Origin of the sequence: Serratia sp. 2C06 (genome assembly GCF_050037615.1) — a bacterium.
Taxonomy (GTDB): Bacteria; Pseudomonadota; Gammaproteobacteria; order Enterobacterales; family Enterobacteriaceae; genus Serratia; species Serratia ureilytica.
Genome location: NZ_CP188299.1, coordinates 1,857,601 through 1,877,418 on the forward strand (window position 1 = coordinate 1,857,601; position 19,818 = coordinate 1,877,418).

18 protein-coding genes are annotated in these 19,818 nt (G+C 60.3%); 16 read left to right on the forward strand and 2 right to left on the reverse strand.

Annotation, left to right across the window (positions count from 1 at the left end; genetic code table 11):
• Nucleotides 1-25: 25 nt before the first annotated feature.
• Nucleotides 26-466 (reverse strand): L-alanine exporter AlaE, encoded by a 441-nt coding sequence (locus tag ACP3TA_RS09145; protein WP_033651675.1) that lies wholly within the window; start codon nucleotides 464-466, stop codon nucleotides 26-28.
• An 863-nt stretch (nucleotides 467-1,329) separates the two neighbouring features.
• Here ACP3TA_RS09145 and mraZ point away from each other — a divergent pair.
• The 16 genes from mraZ (at nucleotide 1,330) to lpxC (ending at nucleotide 19,181) form a co-directional block, all read left to right on the forward strand.
• Nucleotides 1,330-1,788, forward strand: coding sequence for a division/cell wall cluster transcriptional repressor MraZ (gene mraZ / locus ACP3TA_RS09150; RefSeq protein WP_004932796.1), 459 nt, complete (start codon nucleotides 1,330-1,332; stop codon nucleotides 1,786-1,788).
• Between the two features lie 2 nt (nucleotides 1,789-1,790).
• A complete protein-coding gene (gene rsmH, locus ACP3TA_RS09155) occupies nucleotides 1,791-2,732 on the forward strand; it encodes a 16S rRNA (cytosine(1402)-N(4))-methyltransferase RsmH (RefSeq protein ID WP_004932794.1) in 942 nt (313 codons plus the stop codon).
• Nucleotides 2,729-3,049: a cell division protein FtsL gene (gene ftsL / locus ACP3TA_RS09160; protein ID WP_033651674.1), complete on the forward strand. Its 321-nt coding sequence runs from the start codon at nucleotides 2,729-2,731 to the stop codon at nucleotides 3,047-3,049. Before rsmH ends, ftsL begins: the two co-directional genes overlap by 4 nt.
• A gap of 42 nt (nucleotides 3,050-3,091) precedes the next feature.
• Nucleotides 3,092-4,855, forward strand: coding sequence for a peptidoglycan glycosyltransferase FtsI (locus tag ACP3TA_RS09165; RefSeq protein WP_004932790.1), 1,764 nt, complete (start codon nucleotides 3,092-3,094; stop codon nucleotides 4,853-4,855).
• Entirely contained in the window at nucleotides 4,842-6,329 is a 1,488-nt protein-coding gene (murE, locus tag ACP3TA_RS09170) for a UDP-N-acetylmuramoyl-L-alanyl-D-glutamate--2,6-diaminopimelate ligase (protein ID WP_198809040.1), read from the forward strand. Before ACP3TA_RS09165 ends, murE begins: the two co-directional genes overlap by 14 nt.
• The gene (murF, locus tag ACP3TA_RS09175) at nucleotides 6,326-7,687 is read left to right on the forward strand and encodes a UDP-N-acetylmuramoyl-tripeptide--D-alanyl-D-alanine ligase (protein ID WP_096241893.1); all 1,362 of its coding nucleotides are present in this window, start codon (nucleotides 6,326-6,328) and stop codon (nucleotides 7,685-7,687) included. The genes murE and murF overlap by 4 nt, the downstream gene beginning before the upstream one ends.
• Complete coding sequence (gene mraY / locus ACP3TA_RS09180; protein WP_004932782.1) at nucleotides 7,681-8,763, forward strand: phospho-N-acetylmuramoyl-pentapeptide-transferase; 1,083 nt, start codon at nucleotides 7,681-7,683, stop codon at nucleotides 8,761-8,763. The genes murF and mraY overlap by 7 nt, the downstream gene beginning before the upstream one ends.
• 2 nt (nucleotides 8,764-8,765) lie before the next feature.
• A complete protein-coding gene (murD, locus tag ACP3TA_RS09185) occupies nucleotides 8,766-10,085 on the forward strand; it encodes a UDP-N-acetylmuramoyl-L-alanine--D-glutamate ligase (protein WP_426784587.1) in 1,320 nt (439 codons plus the stop codon).
• Nucleotides 10,082-11,284: a cell division protein FtsW gene (gene ftsW, locus ACP3TA_RS09190; protein ID WP_015376649.1), complete on the forward strand. Its 1,203-nt coding sequence runs from the start codon at nucleotides 10,082-10,084 to the stop codon at nucleotides 11,282-11,284. Before murD ends, ftsW begins: the two co-directional genes overlap by 4 nt.
• 3 nt (nucleotides 11,285-11,287) lie before the next feature.
• Complete coding sequence (murG, locus tag ACP3TA_RS09195) at nucleotides 11,288-12,352, forward strand: undecaprenyldiphospho-muramoylpentapeptide beta-N-acetylglucosaminyltransferase (RefSeq protein ID WP_004932773.1); 1,065 nt, start codon at nucleotides 11,288-11,290, stop codon at nucleotides 12,350-12,352.
• Nucleotides 12,353-12,436: 84 nt separating this feature from the next.
• Complete coding sequence (gene murC, locus ACP3TA_RS09200; RefSeq protein ID WP_025301571.1) at nucleotides 12,437-13,912, forward strand: UDP-N-acetylmuramate--L-alanine ligase; 1,476 nt, start codon at nucleotides 12,437-12,439, stop codon at nucleotides 13,910-13,912.
• On the forward strand, nucleotides 13,905-14,825 hold the full coding sequence (locus tag ACP3TA_RS09205) for a D-alanine--D-alanine ligase (RefSeq protein ID WP_033651670.1): 921 nt from the start codon (nucleotides 13,905-13,907) through the stop codon (nucleotides 14,823-14,825). The genes murC and ACP3TA_RS09205 overlap by 8 nt, the downstream gene beginning before the upstream one ends.
• A 1-nt stretch (nucleotide 14,826) precedes the next feature.
• Nucleotides 14,827-15,678, forward strand: a complete 852-nt coding sequence (gene ftsQ, locus ACP3TA_RS09210) for a cell division protein FtsQ (protein ID WP_004932761.1) — start codon at nucleotides 14,827-14,829, stop codon at nucleotides 15,676-15,678.
• Nucleotides 15,675-16,931 carry a cell division protein FtsA gene (ftsA, locus tag ACP3TA_RS09215; RefSeq protein ID WP_004932758.1) on the forward strand — a complete coding sequence of 419 codons (1,257 nt, stop codon included), beginning with the start codon at nucleotides 15,675-15,677 and terminating at the stop codon, nucleotides 16,929-16,931. The genes ftsQ and ftsA overlap by 4 nt, the downstream gene beginning before the upstream one ends.
• A 74-nt stretch (nucleotides 16,932-17,005) precedes the next feature.
• Nucleotides 17,006-18,160, forward strand: a complete 1,155-nt coding sequence (gene ftsZ, locus ACP3TA_RS09220) for a cell division protein FtsZ (protein WP_004932757.1) — start codon at nucleotides 17,006-17,008, stop codon at nucleotides 18,158-18,160.
• 103 nt (nucleotides 18,161-18,263) lie between these two features.
• Nucleotides 18,264-19,181 carry a UDP-3-O-acyl-N-acetylglucosamine deacetylase gene (gene lpxC, locus ACP3TA_RS09225; protein WP_004932754.1) on the forward strand — a complete coding sequence of 306 codons (918 nt, stop codon included), beginning with the start codon at nucleotides 18,264-18,266 and terminating at the stop codon, nucleotides 19,179-19,181.
• Nucleotides 19,182-19,295: 114 nt separating this feature from the next.
• Here lpxC and ACP3TA_RS09230 read toward each other — a convergent pair whose 3' ends face one another.
• Nucleotides 19,296-19,811 (reverse strand): DUF721 domain-containing protein, encoded by a 516-nt coding sequence (locus ACP3TA_RS09230; RefSeq protein WP_004932751.1) that lies wholly within the window; start codon nucleotides 19,809-19,811, stop codon nucleotides 19,296-19,298.
• Between the last annotated feature and the right edge of the window lie 7 nt (nucleotides 19,812-19,818).

Sequence of the window (19,818 nt, forward strand, 5' to 3'; positions counted from 1 at the left end):
CAGGGGCCCGCGTTGGCGGGCTCCTTTAGACGTAACCTGCCACCCGAAACAGCCGTCGGCAGTATTCCAGGAAGTAACCATACACCACGCCCATCGCCATGGAGACCAGCGCATTGCTGGTTACCGCCGCCAGCATTTGTTGGCCGTCGGCGCCCACGCTCCATAAAATTGCAGCATAAACCGGCGACTGGAAGCTGACATAAGCCAGCAGATCGGCGAGATTGCGCAGTAGGAACTGGCCGTGCGGGCAACGACGCGCCGTGCGGATAAACAGATCGCGATAGCGGCCATAAGGCCAGGCGATCAGAATGTTGACCGGGATCGACAACAGGCGTGAAGAGAGGGATTGCTGGAAGCTCATGCCGGAGATCAACACTTCAATCGCCATACCGGCGATAAAGCAGTACACCACCAGTGCAAACGTATCGGCAGCGGCGCTGCGCCAGTGTGCGGCGGGCGAAAGCATGTATCTCCCCTTTTGTGTTAATGTGCTGTTAATTTTATAATTTGTGGTTGTTAACTCTGGTTTTTTGCTTTTTATATAGTTTACTGATCTGGTTTGTGTTTTTTAACTAGGTTTATATTTTTATTTTTAACATTTGTTCGGTTTTTGTCCCGCAGAGCCGGGGCGCAGGAAGGGATGGAGAGATTAAAATCGGTGTTTTTAAATAAACCTATTAAAAACATGCTGTTGCGATTTTTTGTGTCCGCGGGGGGATTTTTCCGGCAAAAATTGTGGAAATAAAGGTGTAAGAAAATGAAACCATAATTGTAAACAGGTGTTTTGGGAATAATCTTACCAAATTGATTTAAATCGAAATTACTTCTGCTCGTAATATCCGAGCCATTTATTTTCGCCGTGCTCTCATCATGGCGGTGCAAATTGAAGTAAAATAGCGCGCAGTTTCACGGTGAATAACGATTGAGCGTTATTAACTCAAGGAGTTATAGCCTTATTCTGCGGTCGACTCGTCAGGCGCCGAGCCTTGGCGCGCGCGGGGCGGCAGCGGTTACAGCCCTGAGATTGCCGAGCTGAAAAATGAGACATGGCTTGCAGAAGGAAGTAATGAGTTAATTAATCGCCAGTTCGTCAGGTTTTTAATCAGATTCTTTCCGCCTAGAAAATTCTCTCCGTTTATCATGGTGTTAATTTTTAATCGTCGAATAATCAGAGTTTCTTTCGCGAGTCAGCTCCCAAAATGACCAGAGAAATATTGCCAAAGCGCTGGCGCTCTGGCTTGACAAGGTTTTCATACCCTCCGTAAACTCCATTGTGTGGGAATTTGTGGGGTAAAGTGGTGAAAACGGTCACTAAGGGGTAGCTCAGGAATGTTCCGTGGAGCGACGATGGTCAACCTCGACAGCAAAGGGCGGCTCGCCGTACCTACCCGATATCGGGAATTGCTCAACGAGGAATCGCAAGGCCAAATGGTCTGTACCATTGACCTCCATCAGCCCTGCCTGCTGCTTTATCCTTTGCCCGAATGGGAAATTATTGAACAAAAATTATCACGTCTGTCGAGCATGAATCCCGCCGAGCGCCGCGTTCAGCGCCTGCTGTTGGGACATGCCAGTGAGTGTCAGATGGATAGTGCCGGTCGTTTGCTGTTAGCCAGTACGCTGCGGCAACACGCCGGGCTCACGAAAGAAGTGATGCTGGTCGGTCAGTTCAACAAGTTTGAACTGTGGGATGAACAGACCTGGTATCAACAAGTCAAGGATGATATTGACGCTGAACAGTCGACTCAGGAACCGTTGTCTGAGCGGCTACAGGACTTGTCGCTATAAGCATGTTGGAAAACTATAAACACACCACCGTCCTGCTGGACGAAGCCGTCAACGGCCTCAATATCCGCAGCAACGGCATATATATCGACGGTACTTTTGGTCGCGGTGGCCATTCTCGTCTGATTCTGTCCCAACTGGGGCCGGAAGGGCGCTTGCTGGCAATTGACCGTGACCCTCAGGCGATTGCAGCCGCCAAATCTATTGAAGATCCTCGTTTTACCATCGTACACGGCCCATTTTCCGAGTTGTCGCACTATGTGCGGGAGCGCGAGCTGGTGGGCAAGATCGACGGCGTTCTGCTCGATCTGGGCGTTTCCTCGCCGCAGCTTGACGACGCGGAGCGCGGGTTCTCCTTTATGCGCGACGGTCCGCTGGACATGCGCATGGATCCGTCCACCGGCCTGTCTGCCGCAGAGTGGCTGATGAAGGCCGAAGCGGACGACATCGCCTGGGTGCTGAAAACCTTCGGCGAAGAGCGTTTCGCCAAGCGCATCGCGCGCGCCATCGTCGAAAGAAACCGCGTGGAGCCGATGACGCGCACCAAAGAGCTGGCGGATCTGATCGCCGATGCCAGCCCGTTCCGTGAAAAGCACAAGCATCCGGCGACGCGCAGCTTCCAGGCGATCCGCATTTATATCAACAGCGAGCTGGAAGAGATCGAGCGTGCGCTCGACGGCGCGCTGGAAGTGCTGGCCCCGCAGGGCCGTTTGTCGATCATCAGCTTCCATTCGCTGGAAGACCGCATCGTCAAACGCTTTATGCGACACCACAGCCGTGGCGCCCAGGTGCCGGCGGGCATTCCGTTGACCGAGGAGCAACTGCGCGGCATGGGCGGGCGAACGCTGAAAGCGCTGGGCAAAATGATGCCGTCGGAAGCGGAAGTGGCGGACAACCCGCGTGCGCGCAGCTCGGTGCTGCGCATTGCTGAGAGGATGCCCGCGTGATTGGCAACGAACGTCACGGCCTGGTCGGGGTGATTGGCGGCGATCTGCTGCGCAACGCCAAGATCCCCATGATTTTACTGATTGCGTCACTGGTCTCCGCGATTTTCGTGGTGACCACCGCGCACCGCACCCGCCTGCTGACCGCCGAACGCGAGCAGCTGGTTCTGGAGCGCGATGCGCTGGATATCGAGTGGCGCAACCTGATTTTAGAAGAGAACGCCCTCGGCGATCACAGCCGGGTTGAACGTATCGCGACAGAAAAACTGCAGATGCAACACGTTGATCCATCGCAGGAAAATATCATCGTTAAACAATGAATGGTTTAACCGGAATAATGACACGGAGTAGAAAGGAAACGCATGAAAGCAGCGCGCCCCGGTAAGTTGAGACGCCAGGAAGATCAGGCCAGCTTTGTCAGCTGGCGTTTTGCGTTGCTGTGCGGCTGCATTTTGCTGGCGATGGTTGGCCTGATGCTGCGCGTCGCGTACCTGCAGGTCATCAACCCCGATCGTCTGGTGAAAGAAGGCGACATGCGTTCGCTGCGCGTGCAGGAAGTGCCGACCGCGCGCGGCATGATCAGCGATCGCGCCGGCCGCCCGTTGGCGGTCAGCGTGCCGGTGAATGCGGTGTGGGCCGATCCGAAAGAGCTGAACGAACGCGGCGGCATCACGCTGGACAGCCGTTGGAAAGCGCTTTCCGATGCGCTCAACATCCCGCTGGACCAGCTTTCCAACCGCATCAACGCCAACCCGAAAGGGCGCTTCGTTTATCTGGCGCGCCAGGTTAACCCGGCGATCGGCGACTACATCCACAAACTCAAGCTGCCGGGGATCTACCTGCGGCAGGAGTCGCGCCGTTACTACCCGGCGGGGCAGGTGACGTCGCACATCATCGGCGTGACCAACATCGACGGGCAAGGCATCGAAGGCGTCGAGAAGAGCTTCGATCGCTGGCTGACCGGGCAACCGGGCGAGAGAACGGTGCGCAAGGATCGCTTCGGCCGAGTGATTGAAGATATCTCCTCCGTCGATAGCCAGGCGGCGCATAACCTGGTGCTGAGCGTCGATGAGCGCCTGCAGGCGCTGGTGTATCGCGAGCTGAACAACGCCGTGGCGTTCAACAAGGCCGAATCGGGCACTGCGGTGCTGATCGACGTGAACACTGGCGAAGTGCTGGCGATGGCCAACAGCCCGTCTTATAACCCGAACAACATGGCCGGTACGCCGAAAGAAACCATGCGTAACCGCGCTATCACCGATATTTTTGAACCCGGTTCAACCGTGAAGCCAATGGTGGTGATGACCGCGCTGCAAAACGGCGTGGTGAGAGAAAACAGCGTGCTGAACACCATCCCGTACCGCATTCAGGGCCACGAGATCAAAGACGTGGCGCGGTACTCGGAGCTGTCATTGACCGGGATCTTGCAGAAGTCGAGTAACGTCGGTGTTTCAAAGCTGGCGTTAGCGATGCCGTCCTCAGCGTTAGTAGATACTTACTCTCGTTTTGGGCTGGGAAAAGCGACCAATTTGGGGCTGGTCGGAGAAAGCAGTGGCATATACCCAAAAAAACAACGGTGGTCTGACATAGAGAGGGCCACCTTCTCTTTCGGCTACGGGCTGATGGTAACTCCGTTACAGTTGGCGCGAGTCTATGCAACGATCGGCAGTCTGGGCGTGTATCGCCCATTGTCGATCACCAAGGTTGACCCTCCGGTCGCCGGCGAACGCGTTTTCCCTGAACCTCTGGTGCGCACCGTGGTGCACATGATGGAAAGCGTGGCCTTGCCGGGCGGCGGCGGCGTGAAAGCCGCCATCAAGGGATACCGTATCGCCATCAAAACCGGTACCGCGAAAAAAGTGGGCCCGGACGGCAAATACGTCAACCGATACATCGCTTATACCGCCGGCGTCGCGCCGGCAAGTAACCCCCGTTTTGCCCTGGTGGTCGTCATCAACGACCCGCAGGGTGGGAAATACTATGGTGGCGCAATCTCCGCGCCGGTGTTCGGCGCCATCATGGGCGGCGTATTGCGCACCATGAACGTCGAGCCTGACGCGTTGCCCACCGGTGACAAAAGCGAATTAGTGATTAACAAGAAAGAGGGTTCAGGTGGCAGATCGTAATTTGCGCGACTTACTCGCCCCGTGGGTGCCGACGGCGCCCGGGCGCGCGCTGCGGGAAATGACATTAGACAGCCGTGTGGCGGCTGCCGGGGATCTGTTTGTCGCCGTGGTCGGCCATCAAACGGATGGACGCCGCTATATTCCGCAGGCCATTGCGCAGGGCGTCGCCGCCGTGATCGCCGAAGCTGAGGGTCAGGCCGAAGACGGCGCCATCGTTGAGATGCACGGCGTGCCGGTGATCTACCTGAGCCAACTGAACCAGCGCCTTTCCGCGCTGGCCGGGCGTTTTTACCATCAGCCGGGCGAGCGTCTGCGCCTGGTCGGCGTGACCGGCACCAACGGCAAAACCACCACCACGCAGTTGTTGGCGCAGTGGAGCCAACTGCTGGGCGAAACCAGCGCGGTGATGGGCACCGTCGGCAACGGTCTGCTGGGCCAGGTCTGCCCGACCGAGAATACCACCGGTTCTGCGGTGGATGTTCAACACGTATTAAACGACTTGGCGGAACAGGGCGCGACCTTCGCCGCGATGGAAGTCTCATCCCACGGTTTGGTGCAACACCGGGTGGCGGCGCTGCCGTTCGCTGCCGCGGTCTTCACCAACCTGAGCCGCGATCACCTGGATTACCACGGTGACATGGCCAATTACGAAGCGGCCAAATGGTCGCTGTTCGCCGCCCACAATGTGGGGCAGGCGATCATCAACGCCGACGATGAAGTCGGCCAGCGCTGGCTGAGCAAGCTGCCGGATGCGGTGGCGGTGACGATGCAGGGCAACCTGCAGCCGGGCTGTCACGGCCGCTGGCTGAAAACCACGGCGGTCGATTATCACGACAACGGCGCCACGGTTCGGTTCAGCTCCAGCTGGGGCGACGGCGAGATCGAAAGCCGCCTGATGGGCGCTTTCAACGTCAGCAATCTGCTGTTGGCATTGGCGACGCTGCTGTCGCTGGGCTACCCGCTGGAGGCGCTGGTGGAAACCGGCAACCGTCTGCAGCCGGTCTGCGGCCGCATGGAAGTGTTTAACGCGCCGGGCAAACCGACGGTCGTGGTGGATTACGCCCACACGCCGGATGCGCTGGAGAAAGCGCTGGAAGCGGCGCGCCTGCACTGCCAGGGGCAGCTGTGGTGCGTCTTCGGCTGCGGCGGCGATCGCGACAAGGGCAAGCGTCCGCTGATGGGCGGCATCGCCGAGCAGTTCGCCGATCGCGTGGTGATCACCGATGACAACCCGCGTACCGAAGAGCCGCGCGCGATTATCAACGATATCCTGACCGGATTGCTGGATGCCGGGCAGGCGCTGGTGATCCACGGCCGCGCCGAAGCGGTGACCAGCACCATCATGCAGGCGCAGGAGCAGGATGTGGTGTTGGTGGCGGGCAAAGGCCACGAAGATTATCAGCTGGTGGGCAACCGCCGCCTGGATTACTCCGACCGCACGACGGTCGCCCGACTGCTGGGGGTGCTGGCATGATCCCTGTCTCTCTTCAGACACTGGCTGAGGTATTGAGCGCTGAACCGATCGGCGCCGATTGCCAAATTGTCGAGGTGACGACAGACACCCGCAAGGTGACCGCCGGTTGCCTGTTTGTGGCGCTGAAAGGCGAGCGTTTCGACGCTCACGACTTTGCGGCGGATGCCGTAGCCGCAGGCGCCGGGGCGTTGCTGGTCAGTAAGCGCTTATTGGTGGACGTGCCGCAGCTGGTGGTGAAAGACACCCGTCTGGCGCTGGGGCAGCTTGGCGCCTGGGTGCGTCAGCAGGTGCCGGCGCGCGTGGTGGCGCTGACCGGCTCCTCGGGCAAGACATCGGTGAAAGAAATGACCGCCGCCATTCTGCGTGAATGCGGCGAAGTGCTGTATACCGCCGGCAACTTCAATAACGACATCGGCGTGCCGTTGACGCTGTTGCGTCTGGAGCCGCAGCATGATTTTGCCGTGATAGAGCTGGGCGCTAACCACATTGGCGAAATTGCTTACACCACCGCATTGACGCGTCCGCAGACCGCTTTGGTGAACAACCTGGCGGCGGCGCACCTGGAAGGCTTCGGCTCGCTGGCCGGCGTCGCCCAGGCGAAAGGTGAAATCTTTACCGGCCTGCCGGCCGACGGCGTGGCGATCATCAACGCCGATAACAACGACTGGCCGCACTGGCAGAGCATGCTGGGCGGCAAAACCGTCTGGCGCTTCTCGCCGCAGGCGGCCGAAGGCGTGGACTTCTTCGCGCACGACGTGCGGGTGAACGGCGCAGGCACGCAGTTTACGCTGCACAGCCCGTTCGGCACCGCCGAGATCGCGCTGCCGCTGCCGGGGCGCCACAACGTGGCCAACGCGCTGGCGGCCACGGCGCTGGCGATGTCGGTGGGCGCGACCCTCGAAGCAGTGCGTCAGGGGTTGAAACAATTGCAGGCGGTGCCGGGGCGTTTGTTCCCGGTGGCGCTGGCCGAAGGCAAGCTGCTGCTGGACGACAGCTACAACGCCAACGTCGGGTCGATGACCGCGGCGGCGCAGGTGCTGGCGGAGATGCCGGGCTACCGCGTGATGGTGGTCGGCGATATGGCCGAGCTGGGCGCAGAAGCGGAAGAGTGCCACCGTCAGGTGGGTGAAGCCGCCCGCCAGGCCGGGGTCGATAAAGTGATCAGCGTCGGCGGGTTGAGCCGCGTGCTGAGCGAGGCTTCCGGCAATGGCGAACATTATCAGGACAAGACAGCAGTGATCGCGCGCGTGGCGGAATTACTGTCGGAACATGCGGTCATCACCGTGTTAATCAAAGGTTCACGTAGTGCCGCAATGGAGCAGGTAGTACGCGCGTTACAGGAGAAAGCACCATGTTAGTTTGGCTGGCCGAGCATTTGGTCAAGTATTACTCAGGCTTCAACGTCTTTTCTTATCTGACGTTCCGAGCCATTGTCAGCCTGCTGACCGCGCTGTTCCTGTCGCTGTGGATGGGCCCGCGGGTGATCAAGCGTCTGCAAGAAATGTCCTTCGGTCAGGTGGTGCGTAACGACGGCCCCGAGTCGCACTTCAGCAAGCGCGGCACGCCGACCATGGGCGGCATCATGATCCTGACCTCCATCACCATTTCGGTGCTGATGTGGGCCTACCCGTCCAATCCGTATGTCTGGTGCGTGCTGTTTGTGCTGGTGGGTTACGGCATCGTCGGTTTCGTCGACGACTACCGCAAGGTGGTGCGTAAGGACACCAAAGGGCTGATTGCCCGCTGGAAGTATTTCTGGCAGTCGGTGATTGCGCTGATTGTCGCATTCGCCATGTACGCCGTAGGAAAAGACACGCCAGCCACCGAGCTGGTTGTGCCGTTCTTTAAGGACGTGATGCCGCAGTTGGGCTTGCTGTACATCCTGCTGGCCTATTTCGTCATCGTCGGCACCAGCAACGCGGTCAATCTGACCGACGGTCTGGACGGCCTGGCGATTATGCCGACGGTATTCGTGGCGGCCGGTTTCGCGCTGGTAGCCTGGGCGACCGGTAACATGAACTTCGCCAACTACCTGCATATTCCGTATCTGCGTCATGCCGGTGAGTTGGTGATCGTCTGCACCGCCATCGTCGGCGCCGGCCTCGGCTTCCTGTGGTTCAACACCTACCCGGCTCAGGTGTTTATGGGCGACGTCGGTTCGCTGGCGCTGGGCGGCGCGCTGGGCACCATCGCGGTGCTGCTGCGCCAGGAGTTTTTGTTGGTGATCATGGGCGGCGTGTTCGTGGTAGAGACGCTGTCGGTGATCCTGCAGGTGGGATCGTTCAAGCTGCGCGGACAACGCATTTTCCGCATGGCGCCGATTCACCACCACTATGAATTGAAAGGCTGGCCGGAGCCGCGTGTGATCGTGCGCTTCTGGATCATTTCGCTGATGCTGGTGCTGATTGGCCTGGCAACGCTGAAGGTGCGTTAATCATGGCAGACTATCAGGGTAGAAAAGTCGTCATCATCGGGTTGGGCCTCACCGGCCTGTCCTGTGTCGATTTCTTCATGGCACGCGGCGTGACGCCGCGCGTGATGGATACCCGTATCGCGCCGCCAGGCTTGGACAAACTGCCTGAAAGCGTGGAGCGCCATCTGGGCGATCTGAACCAGGACTGGCTGCTGGCGGCGGATCTGATCGTCGCCAGCCCGGGCGTCGCGCTGGCGACCCCGGCGTTGAGCGCCGCGGCTGACGCCGGCGTGGAAATCGTCGGCGACGTCGAACTGTTCTGCCGCGAGGCGCAGGCGCCGATCGTGGCGATTACCGGCTCCAACGGCAAGAGCACCGTCACCACCCTGGTGGGCGAGATGGCGAAAGCCGCCGGTTGGGCGGTGGGCGTGGGCGGCAATATCGGCCTGCCGGCGCTGAGCCTGTTGCGCCAGGAATGTCAGCTTTACGTGCTGGAGCTGTCCAGCTTCCAGCTGGAAACGACGTATAGCCTGCGGGCGGCGGCGGCGACCATCCTGAACGTGACCGAAGATCATATGGATCGCTATCCGTTCGGCCTGCAGCAGTATCGCGGCGCCAAGCTGCGCGTGTATGAAAACGCCGCGGTGTGCGTGGTGAACGCGGACGATGCGCTGACCATGCCGGTGAGCGGCGCCGACGAACGCTGCGTTAGCTTCGGGGCGGACGTGGGCGACTATCACCTGAACCGTCAGCAGGGCGAAACCTGGCTGCGGGTGCGCGGTGAGAAGGTGCTGAACACGCGCGAGATGAAGCTGACCGGCCGCCACAACTACACCAACGCCCTGGCGGCGCTGGCGTTGGCGGATGCGGTCAATATCCCGCGTGCCTCCAGCCTGAAGGCGTTGACCACCTTCACCGGCCTGGCGCACCGCTTCCAGCTGGCCTGGGAGCACAACGGCGTGCGTTGGATCAACGATTCCAAAGCCACCAACGTCGGCAGCACCGAAGCGGCACTGAACGGCCTGCAGGTGGACGGCACGCTGCATCTGCTGCTGGGCGGCGACGGCAAGTCCGCCGATTTCTCGCCGCTGGCGCGCTATCTGCAGGGCGATAACGTGCGGCTGTATTGCTTTGGCCGCGACGGCGCCCAGCTGGCGCAGCTGCGGCCGGAAGTGGCGACGCTGACCGAGACCATGGAGCAGGCGATGCGCACCATCGCCGGCCGCGTACAGCCCGGCGATATGGTGCTGTTGTCGCCGGCCTGCGCCAGTCTCGATCAGTTCCGTAATTTTGAAGTGCGCGGCGATGAGTTCGCCCGCCTGGCGCAGGAGCTTGGCGGATGAAACTACGCTTGCCGAACTTCGGGCTGACAGAACGGCTGAAAGACTGGGTGACCGGCGCGCGCGACAACGACGCGGTCAACATGGTGCTGTACGATCGCACCCTGCTGTGGCTGACCTTCGGGTTGGCGATCATCGGCTTCGTGATGGTGACCTCGGCGTCGATGCCGATCGGCCAACGCCTGGCGGACGATCCGTTCCTGTTCGCCAAACGCGATGCGCTGTACCTCGGCCTGGCGTTCGGCCTGTCGTTGGTGACGCTGCGCATCCCGATGGAAGTTTGGCAGCGCTACAGCAACGTGATGCTGCTGATGTCGATCGTGATGCTGCTGATCGTCCTGGTGGTGGGGAGCTCGGTGAACGGGGCCTCGCGCTGGATCGCGCTCGGCCCGCTGCGTATTCAGCCGGCGGAGCTGTCCAAGCTGTCGCTGTTCTGCTACCTGGCGAGCTATCTGGTGCGCAAGGTGGAAGAGGTGCGCAGCAACTTCTGGGGCTTCTGTAAGCCGATGGGCGTCATGGTGGTGCTGGCGGTGCTGCTGCTGGCGCAGCCGGATCTCGGCACCGTGGTGGTGCTGTTCATCACCACGCTGGCGATGCTGTTCCTGGCTGGCGCGAAAATGTGGCAGTTCCTGGCGATCATCGGCTCCGGCGTGTTCGCCGTGGTGCTGCTGATTATCGCGGAACCGTACCGTATGCGCCGCGTGACCTCGTTCTGGAACCCGTGGGCCGACCCGTTCGGCAGCGGCTACCAGTTGACCCAGTCGCTGATGGCATTCGGCCGCGGCGAGTTCTGGGGGCAGGGGCTCGGCAACTCGGTGCAGAAACTGGAGTATTTGCCGGAAGCGCACACCGACTTCATCTTCTCCATTTTGGGTGAAGAACTGGGCTATATCGGTGTGGTTTTAGCCCTGTTAATGGTATTCTTCGTCGCTTTTCGCGCGATGTCCATCGGGCGCCGCGCGCTGGAGATCGACCAACGCTTCTCCGGCTTCCTGGCCTGCGCGATCGGCGTGTGGTTCAGCTTCCAGGCGCTGGTTAACGTCGGCGCCGCCGCGGGCATGTTGCCGACCAAAGGTCTGACGCTGCCGCTGATCAGTTACGGCGGCTCGAGCTTGCTGATTATGTCGACGGCGATCGTGCTGTTGCTGCGAATTGATTATGAAACGCGCCTGACCAAGGCTCAGGCGTTTGTGAAGAGGTAAGGGATGAGCGGGAAACCTAAGCGTTTAATGGTGATGGCAGGCGGTACCGGCGGGCACGTGTTCCCGGGGCTGGCGGTCGCGCATCATCTGATGGCGCAGGGCTGGCAGGTGCGCTGGCTCGGAACCGCAGACCGAATGGAAGCCGATCTGGTGCCGAAGCACGGGATCGAGATTGATTTTATCCGCATCTCCGGCCTGCGCGGCAAGGGCCTGAAGGCCCAGTTGACGGCGCCGCTGCGGATCTGGCAGGCGGTGCGGCAGGCGAAAGCCATCATGCGCAGTTATCAGCCGGATGTGGTGCTGGGGATGGGCGGTTACGTTTCCGGCCCCGGCGGCCTGGCGGCCTGGCAGTGCGGCATCCCGGTGGTGCTGCACGAGCAGAACGGCATCGCCGGCTTGACCAACCGCTGGCTGGCGCGCATCGCCGCCAAAGTGATGCAGGCCTTCCCCGGCGCGTTCCCGAACGCCGAGGTGGTGGGCAACCCGGTGCGCACCGACGTGTTGGCGCTGCCGTTGCCGGCGGAGCGTTTGCAAGGGCGCGAAGGCCCGATCCGCGTGCTGGTGATTGGCGGAAGTCAGGGCGCCCGCGTGCTGAATCAGACAGTTCCTGAAGTCGCGGCGCGTTTGGGCGATAGAATTACGCTCTGGCATCAGGTTGGCAAGGGCGCGCTGGAAACGGTGCTGCGCGACTACGAGAGGGTAGGGCAGACACAGCACAAGGTGACCGAGTTCATCGACGACATGGCCGCCGCCTATGCCTGGGCCGACGTAGTGGTCTGCCGCTCCGGCGCGTTGACCGTCAGCGAAATCGCGGCGGCGGGGCTGCCGGCGATCTTCGTGCCGTTCATGCACAAGGATCGTCAACAGTACTGGAACGCACGCCCGCTGGAAGAAGCCGGCGCGGCGAAGATTATCGAACAGCCGCAGTTCAACGCCGATGTGGTGGCCGAACTGCTGGCGAGCTGGGATCGCAAGACGCTGCTGGCCATGGCCGAGAAAGCGCGCGCGGTCGCCATTCCGGACGCCACTGAGCGCGTGGCGGCGGAGCTGGTGCGGCTCGCCAAGTAACGAGTGCAGGGGTTCGGCGCGCCGAACCTGAATAAAAGCAATGTGATGTAGGGCCGGGGTACCGGATCCGGATTAGAGAGAGTGATGAATACACAACAACTGGCGAAACTACGTACTATCGTGCCCGAGATGCGTCGCGTCCGGCACATTCACTTTGTCGGCATCGGTGGCGCCGGCATGGGTGGTATCGCCGAAGTGTTGGCAAACGAAGGGTATCAGATCAGCGGCTCCGACCTGGCGCCGAATCCGGTGACCCAGCAGTTGAGCGCGCTCGGGGCGACGATTTATTTCAATCACCGTCCGGAAAACGTGCTGGATGCGAGCGTGGTGGTGGTGTCTACCGCCATCTCCGCCGACAACCCGGAGATCGTCGCCGCCCGTGAAGCGCGCATCCCGGTGATCCGCCGCGCTGAAATGCTGGCGGAGCTGATGCGTTTTCGCCACGGCATCGCTATCGCCGGCACGCACGGCAAAACCACCACCACGGCGATGGTCTCGAGCATTTACGCCGAAGCCCGTCTGGACCCGACCTTCGTCAACGGCGGGCTGGTGAAGGCGGCGGGGACCCACGCACGACTGGGGTCCAGCCGTTATCTGATCGCGGAAGCGGATGAGAGCGATGCGTCGTTCCTGCATCTGCAGCCGATGGTGGCCGTGGTCACCAACATCGAAGCCGACCATATGGACACCTACCAGGGCGACTTCGAGAACCTGAAGCAGACGTTTATCAATTTCTTGCACAACCTGCCGTTCTACGGTCGCGCGGTGATGTGCATCGACGATCCGGTGGTGCGTGAGCTGCTGCCGCGCGTGGGTCGCCATATCACCACCTACGGCTTCAGTGAAGATGCCGATGTGCGCATCGAAGACTACCGGCAGATTGGGCCGCAGGGGCACTTTACCCTGAGCCGTCAGGACAAACCGTTGCTGACGGTGACGCTGAACGCGCCGGGCCGCCACAATGCGTTGAACGCAGCGGCGGCGGTGGCGGTAGCGACCGAAGAAGGCATCGACGACGAAGATATCCTGCGCGCGCTGGCGGGCTTCCAGGGCACCGGGCGCCGCTTCGATTTCCTCGGCGAGTTTCCGCTGGAGCCGGTCAACGGCAAAGCGGGCAGCGCGATGCTGGTGGACGATTACGGCCACCATCCGACCGAAGTGGACGCCACGTTGAAAGCGGCGCGCGCCGGTTGGCCGGACAAGCGTCTGGTGATGATCTTCCAGCCGCACCGCTACACGCGCACCCGCGATCTGTACGACGATTTCGCCAACGTGCTGTCGCAGGTGGATGTGCTGCTGATGCTCGACGTGTACGCCGCCGGCGAAGCGCCGATCCCGGGCGCGGACAGCCGCTCGCTGTGCCGCACCATCCGCAGCCGCGGCAAGCTGGATCCGATCCTGGTTTCCGATGCCGATACCGTGCCGGAAACGCTGGCGCAGCTGTTGCAGGATGAAGACCTGGTGCTGGTGCAAGGCGCCGGCAACGTGGGCAAAATCGCCCGTAAACTGGCCGAGCTGAAGCTGCAGCCGCCGAAGAAAGAGGAGGAGCACCATGGCTGATAAAGTTGCAGTTCTGCTGGGCGGCACCTCCGCTGAACGTGACGTTTCTCTGCAGTCCGGCGCCGCGGTGCTGGCCGGGTTGCGCGAAGCCGGTATCGATGCGCACGGCGTCGATACCCGCGATTTCCCGGTGACCCAGCTGAAAGAGCAGGGGTTCACCAAAGTGTTTATCGCGCTGCACGGCCGCGGCGGCGAGGACGGCACCCTGCAGGGGCTGCTGGAGTTTCTCGAGTTGCCTTATACCGGCAGCGGCGTGATGGCCTCGGCGCTGACCATGGACAAATGGCGCACCAAGATGGTGTGGCAATCGATGGGCTTGCCGGTGGCGCCTTACGTGGCGCTGAATCGCCAGCTGTATCTCGGCGCCGAAAAAGCGGCGCTGCTGGCGCGCGTGGCGGATCTCGGTCTGCCGGTGATCGTCAAGCCGAGCCGTGAAGGCTCCAGCGTTGGCATGAGCAAGGTCACCGAAAGCGCGGCGTTGGCAGCGGCGTTGGAAGAAGCCTTCCGCCATGACGACGATGTGCTGGTGGAGAAGTGGTTGAGCGGCCCGGAATACACCGTGGCGATGCTGGGCGACCAGGTGCTGCCGTCTATTCGTATCCAGCCGGCCGGCGTGTTTTACGACTATCAGGCCAAGTACATTTCGGACGACACGCAGTACTTCTGCCCGAGCGGTTTGAGCGCCGAGCAGGAAGCCGAGATGGCGGCGTTGGCGCTGCGCGCCTACCGCGGTCTGGACTGCAGCGGCTGGGGCCGCGTCGATGTGATGCAAGACAGCGATGGCAGCTTCTATCTGCTTGAGGTGAATACCTCTCCGGGCATGACCAGTCATAGCCTGGTGCCGATGGCGGCGCGCCAGTTTGGATTAAGCTTCTCGCAGCTAGTGGCGAGAATTTTGGAGTTGGCCGACTGATATGTCGCAAGCTGCCCTGAATGCGCGCGATCGCGAGGTGGATAACGGCCCGCGCCGCAGCAATGGAACCCAGTTGGCGGGAATGATTTTCCTGCTGATGGTGTTGGGAACGGTCGTGTGGAGCGGTTGGGCGGTGCTTGGCTGGATGAAAGACGCCAGTCGCCTGCCGCTCTCAAGGCTGGTGGTGACCGGCGAACGCCATTACACCACCAACGATGATATTCGTCAGGCGATCCTGGCGCTGGGCGCGCCCGGCACCTTTATGACGCAGGATGTGGACGTCATCCAGCAGCAGATCGAACGTCTGCCGTGGATCAAGCAGGCCAGCGTGCGCAAACAATGGCCGGATGAGCTGAAGATCCATCTGGTGGAGTATGTCCCGGTGGCGCGCTGGAACGATTTGCACATGGTGGACGCCGAGGGCAAAGCGTTCAGCGTGCCGGCGGAGCGGGCGGGCAAGCAGAAGTTGCCGCTGCTCTACGGGCCGGAAGGGAGCGAGCAGGATGTGTTGGAAGGCTATCGGGCGATGAGCGCCACGTTGGCGGCCAGCAAATATACGCTGAAAATGGCGGCGATGACCGCGCGCCATTCCTGGCAGCTGGCGCTGGACAACGATGTCCGGCTTGAACTGGGGCGCGATGACCGCAACGGGCGTTTGCAGCGGTTTATCGAGCTTTACCCGGTATTGCAGCAGCAGGGCCAGGCGGAGAGCAAGCGTGTCAGCTATGTCGATCTGCGCTACGAGTCCGGCGCTTCGGTAGGGTGGGCTCCGGTGTTGGTCGATCCGCAGGCGCTTGGCGGTCAGCAAAACAGTAATCAGCAACAGAATCAGGCACAGGCAAAACAACAATGATCAAGTCGACGGACAGAAAACTGGTAGTTGGACTGGAGATCGGTACTGCAAAAGTCTCCGCGTTGGTAGGGGAAGTTCTGCCCGATGGCATGGTCAACATTATCGGGGTGGGCAGCTGCCCGTCTCGCGGCATGGATAAGGGCGGCGTAAACGACCTGGAGTCGGTGGTGAAGTGCGTACAGCGCGCCATCGATCAGGCCGAGCTGATGGCGGACTGCCAGATCTCGTCGGTGTACCTGGCGCTGTCGGGCAAACACATCAGCTGCCAGAACGAAATCGGCATGGTGCCTATCTCGGAAGAGGAAGTGACGCAGGACGACGTGGAGAACGTGGTGCACACCGCCAAATCGGTGCGCGTGCGCGACGAACACCGCATCCTGCACGTGATTCCTCAGGAATACGCCATCGATTATCAGGAAGGCATCAAAAACCCGGTTGGGCTGTCCGGCGTGCGCATGCAGGCCAAGGTGCATCTGATTACCTGCCATAACGATATGGCGAAGAACATCGTCAAGGCCGTGGAACGTTGCGGCCTGAAAGTTGACCAACTTATTTTCGCCGGTCTGGCCGCGAGCTACGCGGTGCTGACCGAAGATGAACGCGAACTCGGCGTTTGCGTGGTGGATATCGGCGGCGGCACCATGGATATGGCGGTGTACACCGGCGGTGCGCTGCGCCACACCAAAGTGATCCCTTACGCCGGGAACGTGGTCACCAGCGATATCGCTTACGCCTTCGGCACGCCGCCGACCGACGCGGAAGCGATTAAAGTTCGACACGGTTGTGCGCTTGGGTCGATTGTTAGCAAGGATGAGAATGTAGAGGTGCCTAGCGTCGGGGGACGTCCTCCGCGCAGTCTGCAAAGACAGACGCTGGCTGAAGTCATTGAGCCACGCTACACCGAACTGTTGAATCTGGTTAACGATGAAATTTTGCAATTGCAGGAGCAACTGCGTCAGCAAGGGGTGAAGCATCATCTGGCGGCAGGTATCGTGCTGACCGGTGGCGCCGCCCAGATTGATGGCCTGGCAGCCTGTGCGCAACGGGTGTTCCACACCCAGGTACGCATCGGCCAACCCTTGAACATCACGGGTCTGACGGATTATGCGCAGGAGCCTTACTACTCGACGGCGGTAGGTCTGCTGCACTATGGAAAAGAGTCTCACCTGAGCGGTGAGACAGAAGTAGAAAAACGCGCCTCGGTGGGCAATTGGTTTAAACGCATCAATAGCTGGCTGAGAAAAGAGTTTTAATGTTTCAACAAAGAGATCATGCTGAGTAATCTTTTTATGATCTCGCAGCGACAGGCACAAAACGGAGAGAAACTATGTTTGAACCAATGGAACTAACCAATGACGCGGTGATTAAAGTCATCGGCGTCGGCGGCGGCGGTGGCAACGCCGTTGAACACATGGTGCGCGAGCGCATCGAAGGTGTTGAATTCTTCGCTGTGAACACGGACGCCCAGGCGCTCCGCAAAACGGCGGTTGGCCAAACCATCCAGATTGGTAGCGGTATTACCAAAGGTCTGGGTGCGGGCGCGAACCCGGAAGTGGGTCGCAATTCAGCGGAAGAAGACCGCGAAGCCCTGCGCGCAGCGCTGGACGGCGCAGACATGGTCTTCATCGCAGCCGGCATGGGCGGCGGCACCGGTACCGGTGCGGCGCCAGTAGTGGCTGAAGTGGCTAAAGATTTGGGTATTCTGACCGTGGCCGTGGTGACCAAGCCTTTCAACTTCGAAGGCAAAAAGCGCATGGCATTCGCGGAGCAGGGTATCGCTGAACTGTCCAAACACGTGGACTCACTGATCACCATCCCGAACGACAAGCTGTTGAAAGTTCTGGGTCGCGGCATCTCCCTGCTGGACGCGTTCGGCGCGGCCAACGACGTGCTGAAAGGCGCGGTGCAGGGTATCGCCGAGCTGATCACCCGTCCGGGCCTGATGAACGTCGACTTCGCCGACGTGCGCACCGTGATGTCCGAAATGGGCTACGCGATGATGGGTTCTGGCGTGGCTTGCGGTGAAGACCGCGCCGAAGAAGCGGCCGAAATGGCGATCTCCAGCCCACTGCTGGAAGACATCGACCTGTCCGGCGCGCGCGGCGTACTGGTCAACATCACCGCCGGCTTCGACCTGCGTCTGGATGAGTTCGAAACCGTGGGTAACACCATCCGTGCGTTCGCTTCCGACAACGCCACCGTGGTTATCGGTACCTCGCTGGATCCGGAAATGAACGACGAACTGCGCGTAACCGTGGTTGCAACCGGTATCGGTATGGACAAGCGTCCTGAAATCACCCTGGTGACCAATAAGCAGGCCAGCCAGCCGGTGATGGATCACCGTTATCAGCAGCACGGCATGTCGCCTCTGCCGCAGGAAGTGAAACCTGCCGCGAAGGTGGTCAACGACCAAGCTGCGCAGCCGAATAAAGAGCCCGACTATCTTGATATTCCAGCCTTCCTGCGTAAACAGGCAGACTAAGAATATCCTGAGAATTTGGAATCTCCGCTCTTTGTGCTAAACTGTCCCGCCAGCCATGCTGTATGCTTGGCTGGTAGGATGGATAACATTGCGAGATAAAACGATGATCAAACAAAGGACATTAAAACGTATTGTTCAGGCGACTGGCGTCGGTTTGCATACCGGCAAGAAAGTCACGCTGACAATGCGCCCAGCGCCGGCTAATACCGGGGTCATCTATCGTCGCACTGACTTGAATCCACCGGTTGATTTTCCGGCTGATGCAAAATCCGTGCGTGATACCATGCTCTGTACTTGCCTGGTGAATGAGCATGACGTGCGTATTTCGACCGTTGAGCATCTTAACGCCGCGCTGGCTGGGCTGGGCATCGACAACATCGTCATCGAAGTCGACGCCGCTGAAATCCCAATCATGGACGGCAGCGCCAGTCCGTTCGTGTTCTTGCTGCTGGATGCCGGCATCGAAGAACTGAACTCGGCGAAGAAATTCCTGCGTCTGAAAGAGACCGTACGCGTTGAAGATGGCGACAAGTGGGCCGAGCTGTCCCCGCATAACGGGTTCCGCCTGGACTTCACCATCGACTTCAACCACCCGGCCATCGACGCCAGCTCTCAGCGCTATCGTCTTGATTTCTCGGCTGAGTCGTTCGTGCGTCAAATCAGCCGCGCGCGCACCTTCGGGTTCATGCGTGATATCGAATACCTGCAGTCCCGTGGCCTGGCCTTGGGCGGCAGCTTCGACTGCGCCATCGTGGTAGATGACTACCGCGTGCTGAACGAAGACGGTCTGCGTTTCGAAGACGAATTCGTACGTCACAAAATGCTGGACGCCATCGGCGACCTGTTCATGTGCGGCCACAACATCATTGGCGCGTTCACCGCGTTCAAGTCTGGCCACGCGCTGAACAACAAACTGCTGCAGGCCGTGCTGGCCAAGCAGGAAGCGTGGGAATACGTGACCTTCCAGGACGAAGCCGAAATGCCATTGGCATTCAAGGCACCGTCTACCGTATTGGCGTAAGGTCTGCATTCCTCACCTGCGAATAACGGCAGGCGCATCCCCTGAGAGCCTGAGAATTCAGGCTCACGATGGTGTGGTGTCGGCTGTCCGGTATTTTGCAGTCCGTGTCGCTGATTACTTATCACGACTGGTTGTGTTGGTACCCTCTCCGGCCAATGCAGCCAGCCGTTCCAATATCTTGCGCAGTTTCTCTGGGCTACGGCTCGCTAATCCCCTCAGCTCTTCCGCACTCTCCAGACTCAAATGCCGCATCGGCACGGGTTTTTCCGGCGCTTTTTCGGCGTTTTGCACCTGGTTGCTGCCTTTCGCCATCAAGGCCGGATTAATCCTGATGTCGATCGACGACAATGATGGTAGAATTTGCGCTCGTAGTGCAGACAGCAAAGCGGGTTGTTCGTAGCGCAAGCGCATCATCCAACTGGCATTTGCCGTTTCGAGCACTAAAATACCCTGTCGGAAATTCGCGACGCGGCACCAGGGATGCAGGGGAGCGGGCAACAGGCCCTTCACTGCACGGTTAAGCTTGAGCAGCGCCACCGCGCGTTGCTGGACGTTATGCAGCGGCCCTTTGCTGCCGGCAGACGCGTCGTCGAACAGGACATCTAATAATTGTGGACGGCTATCGCGCATAATGGGC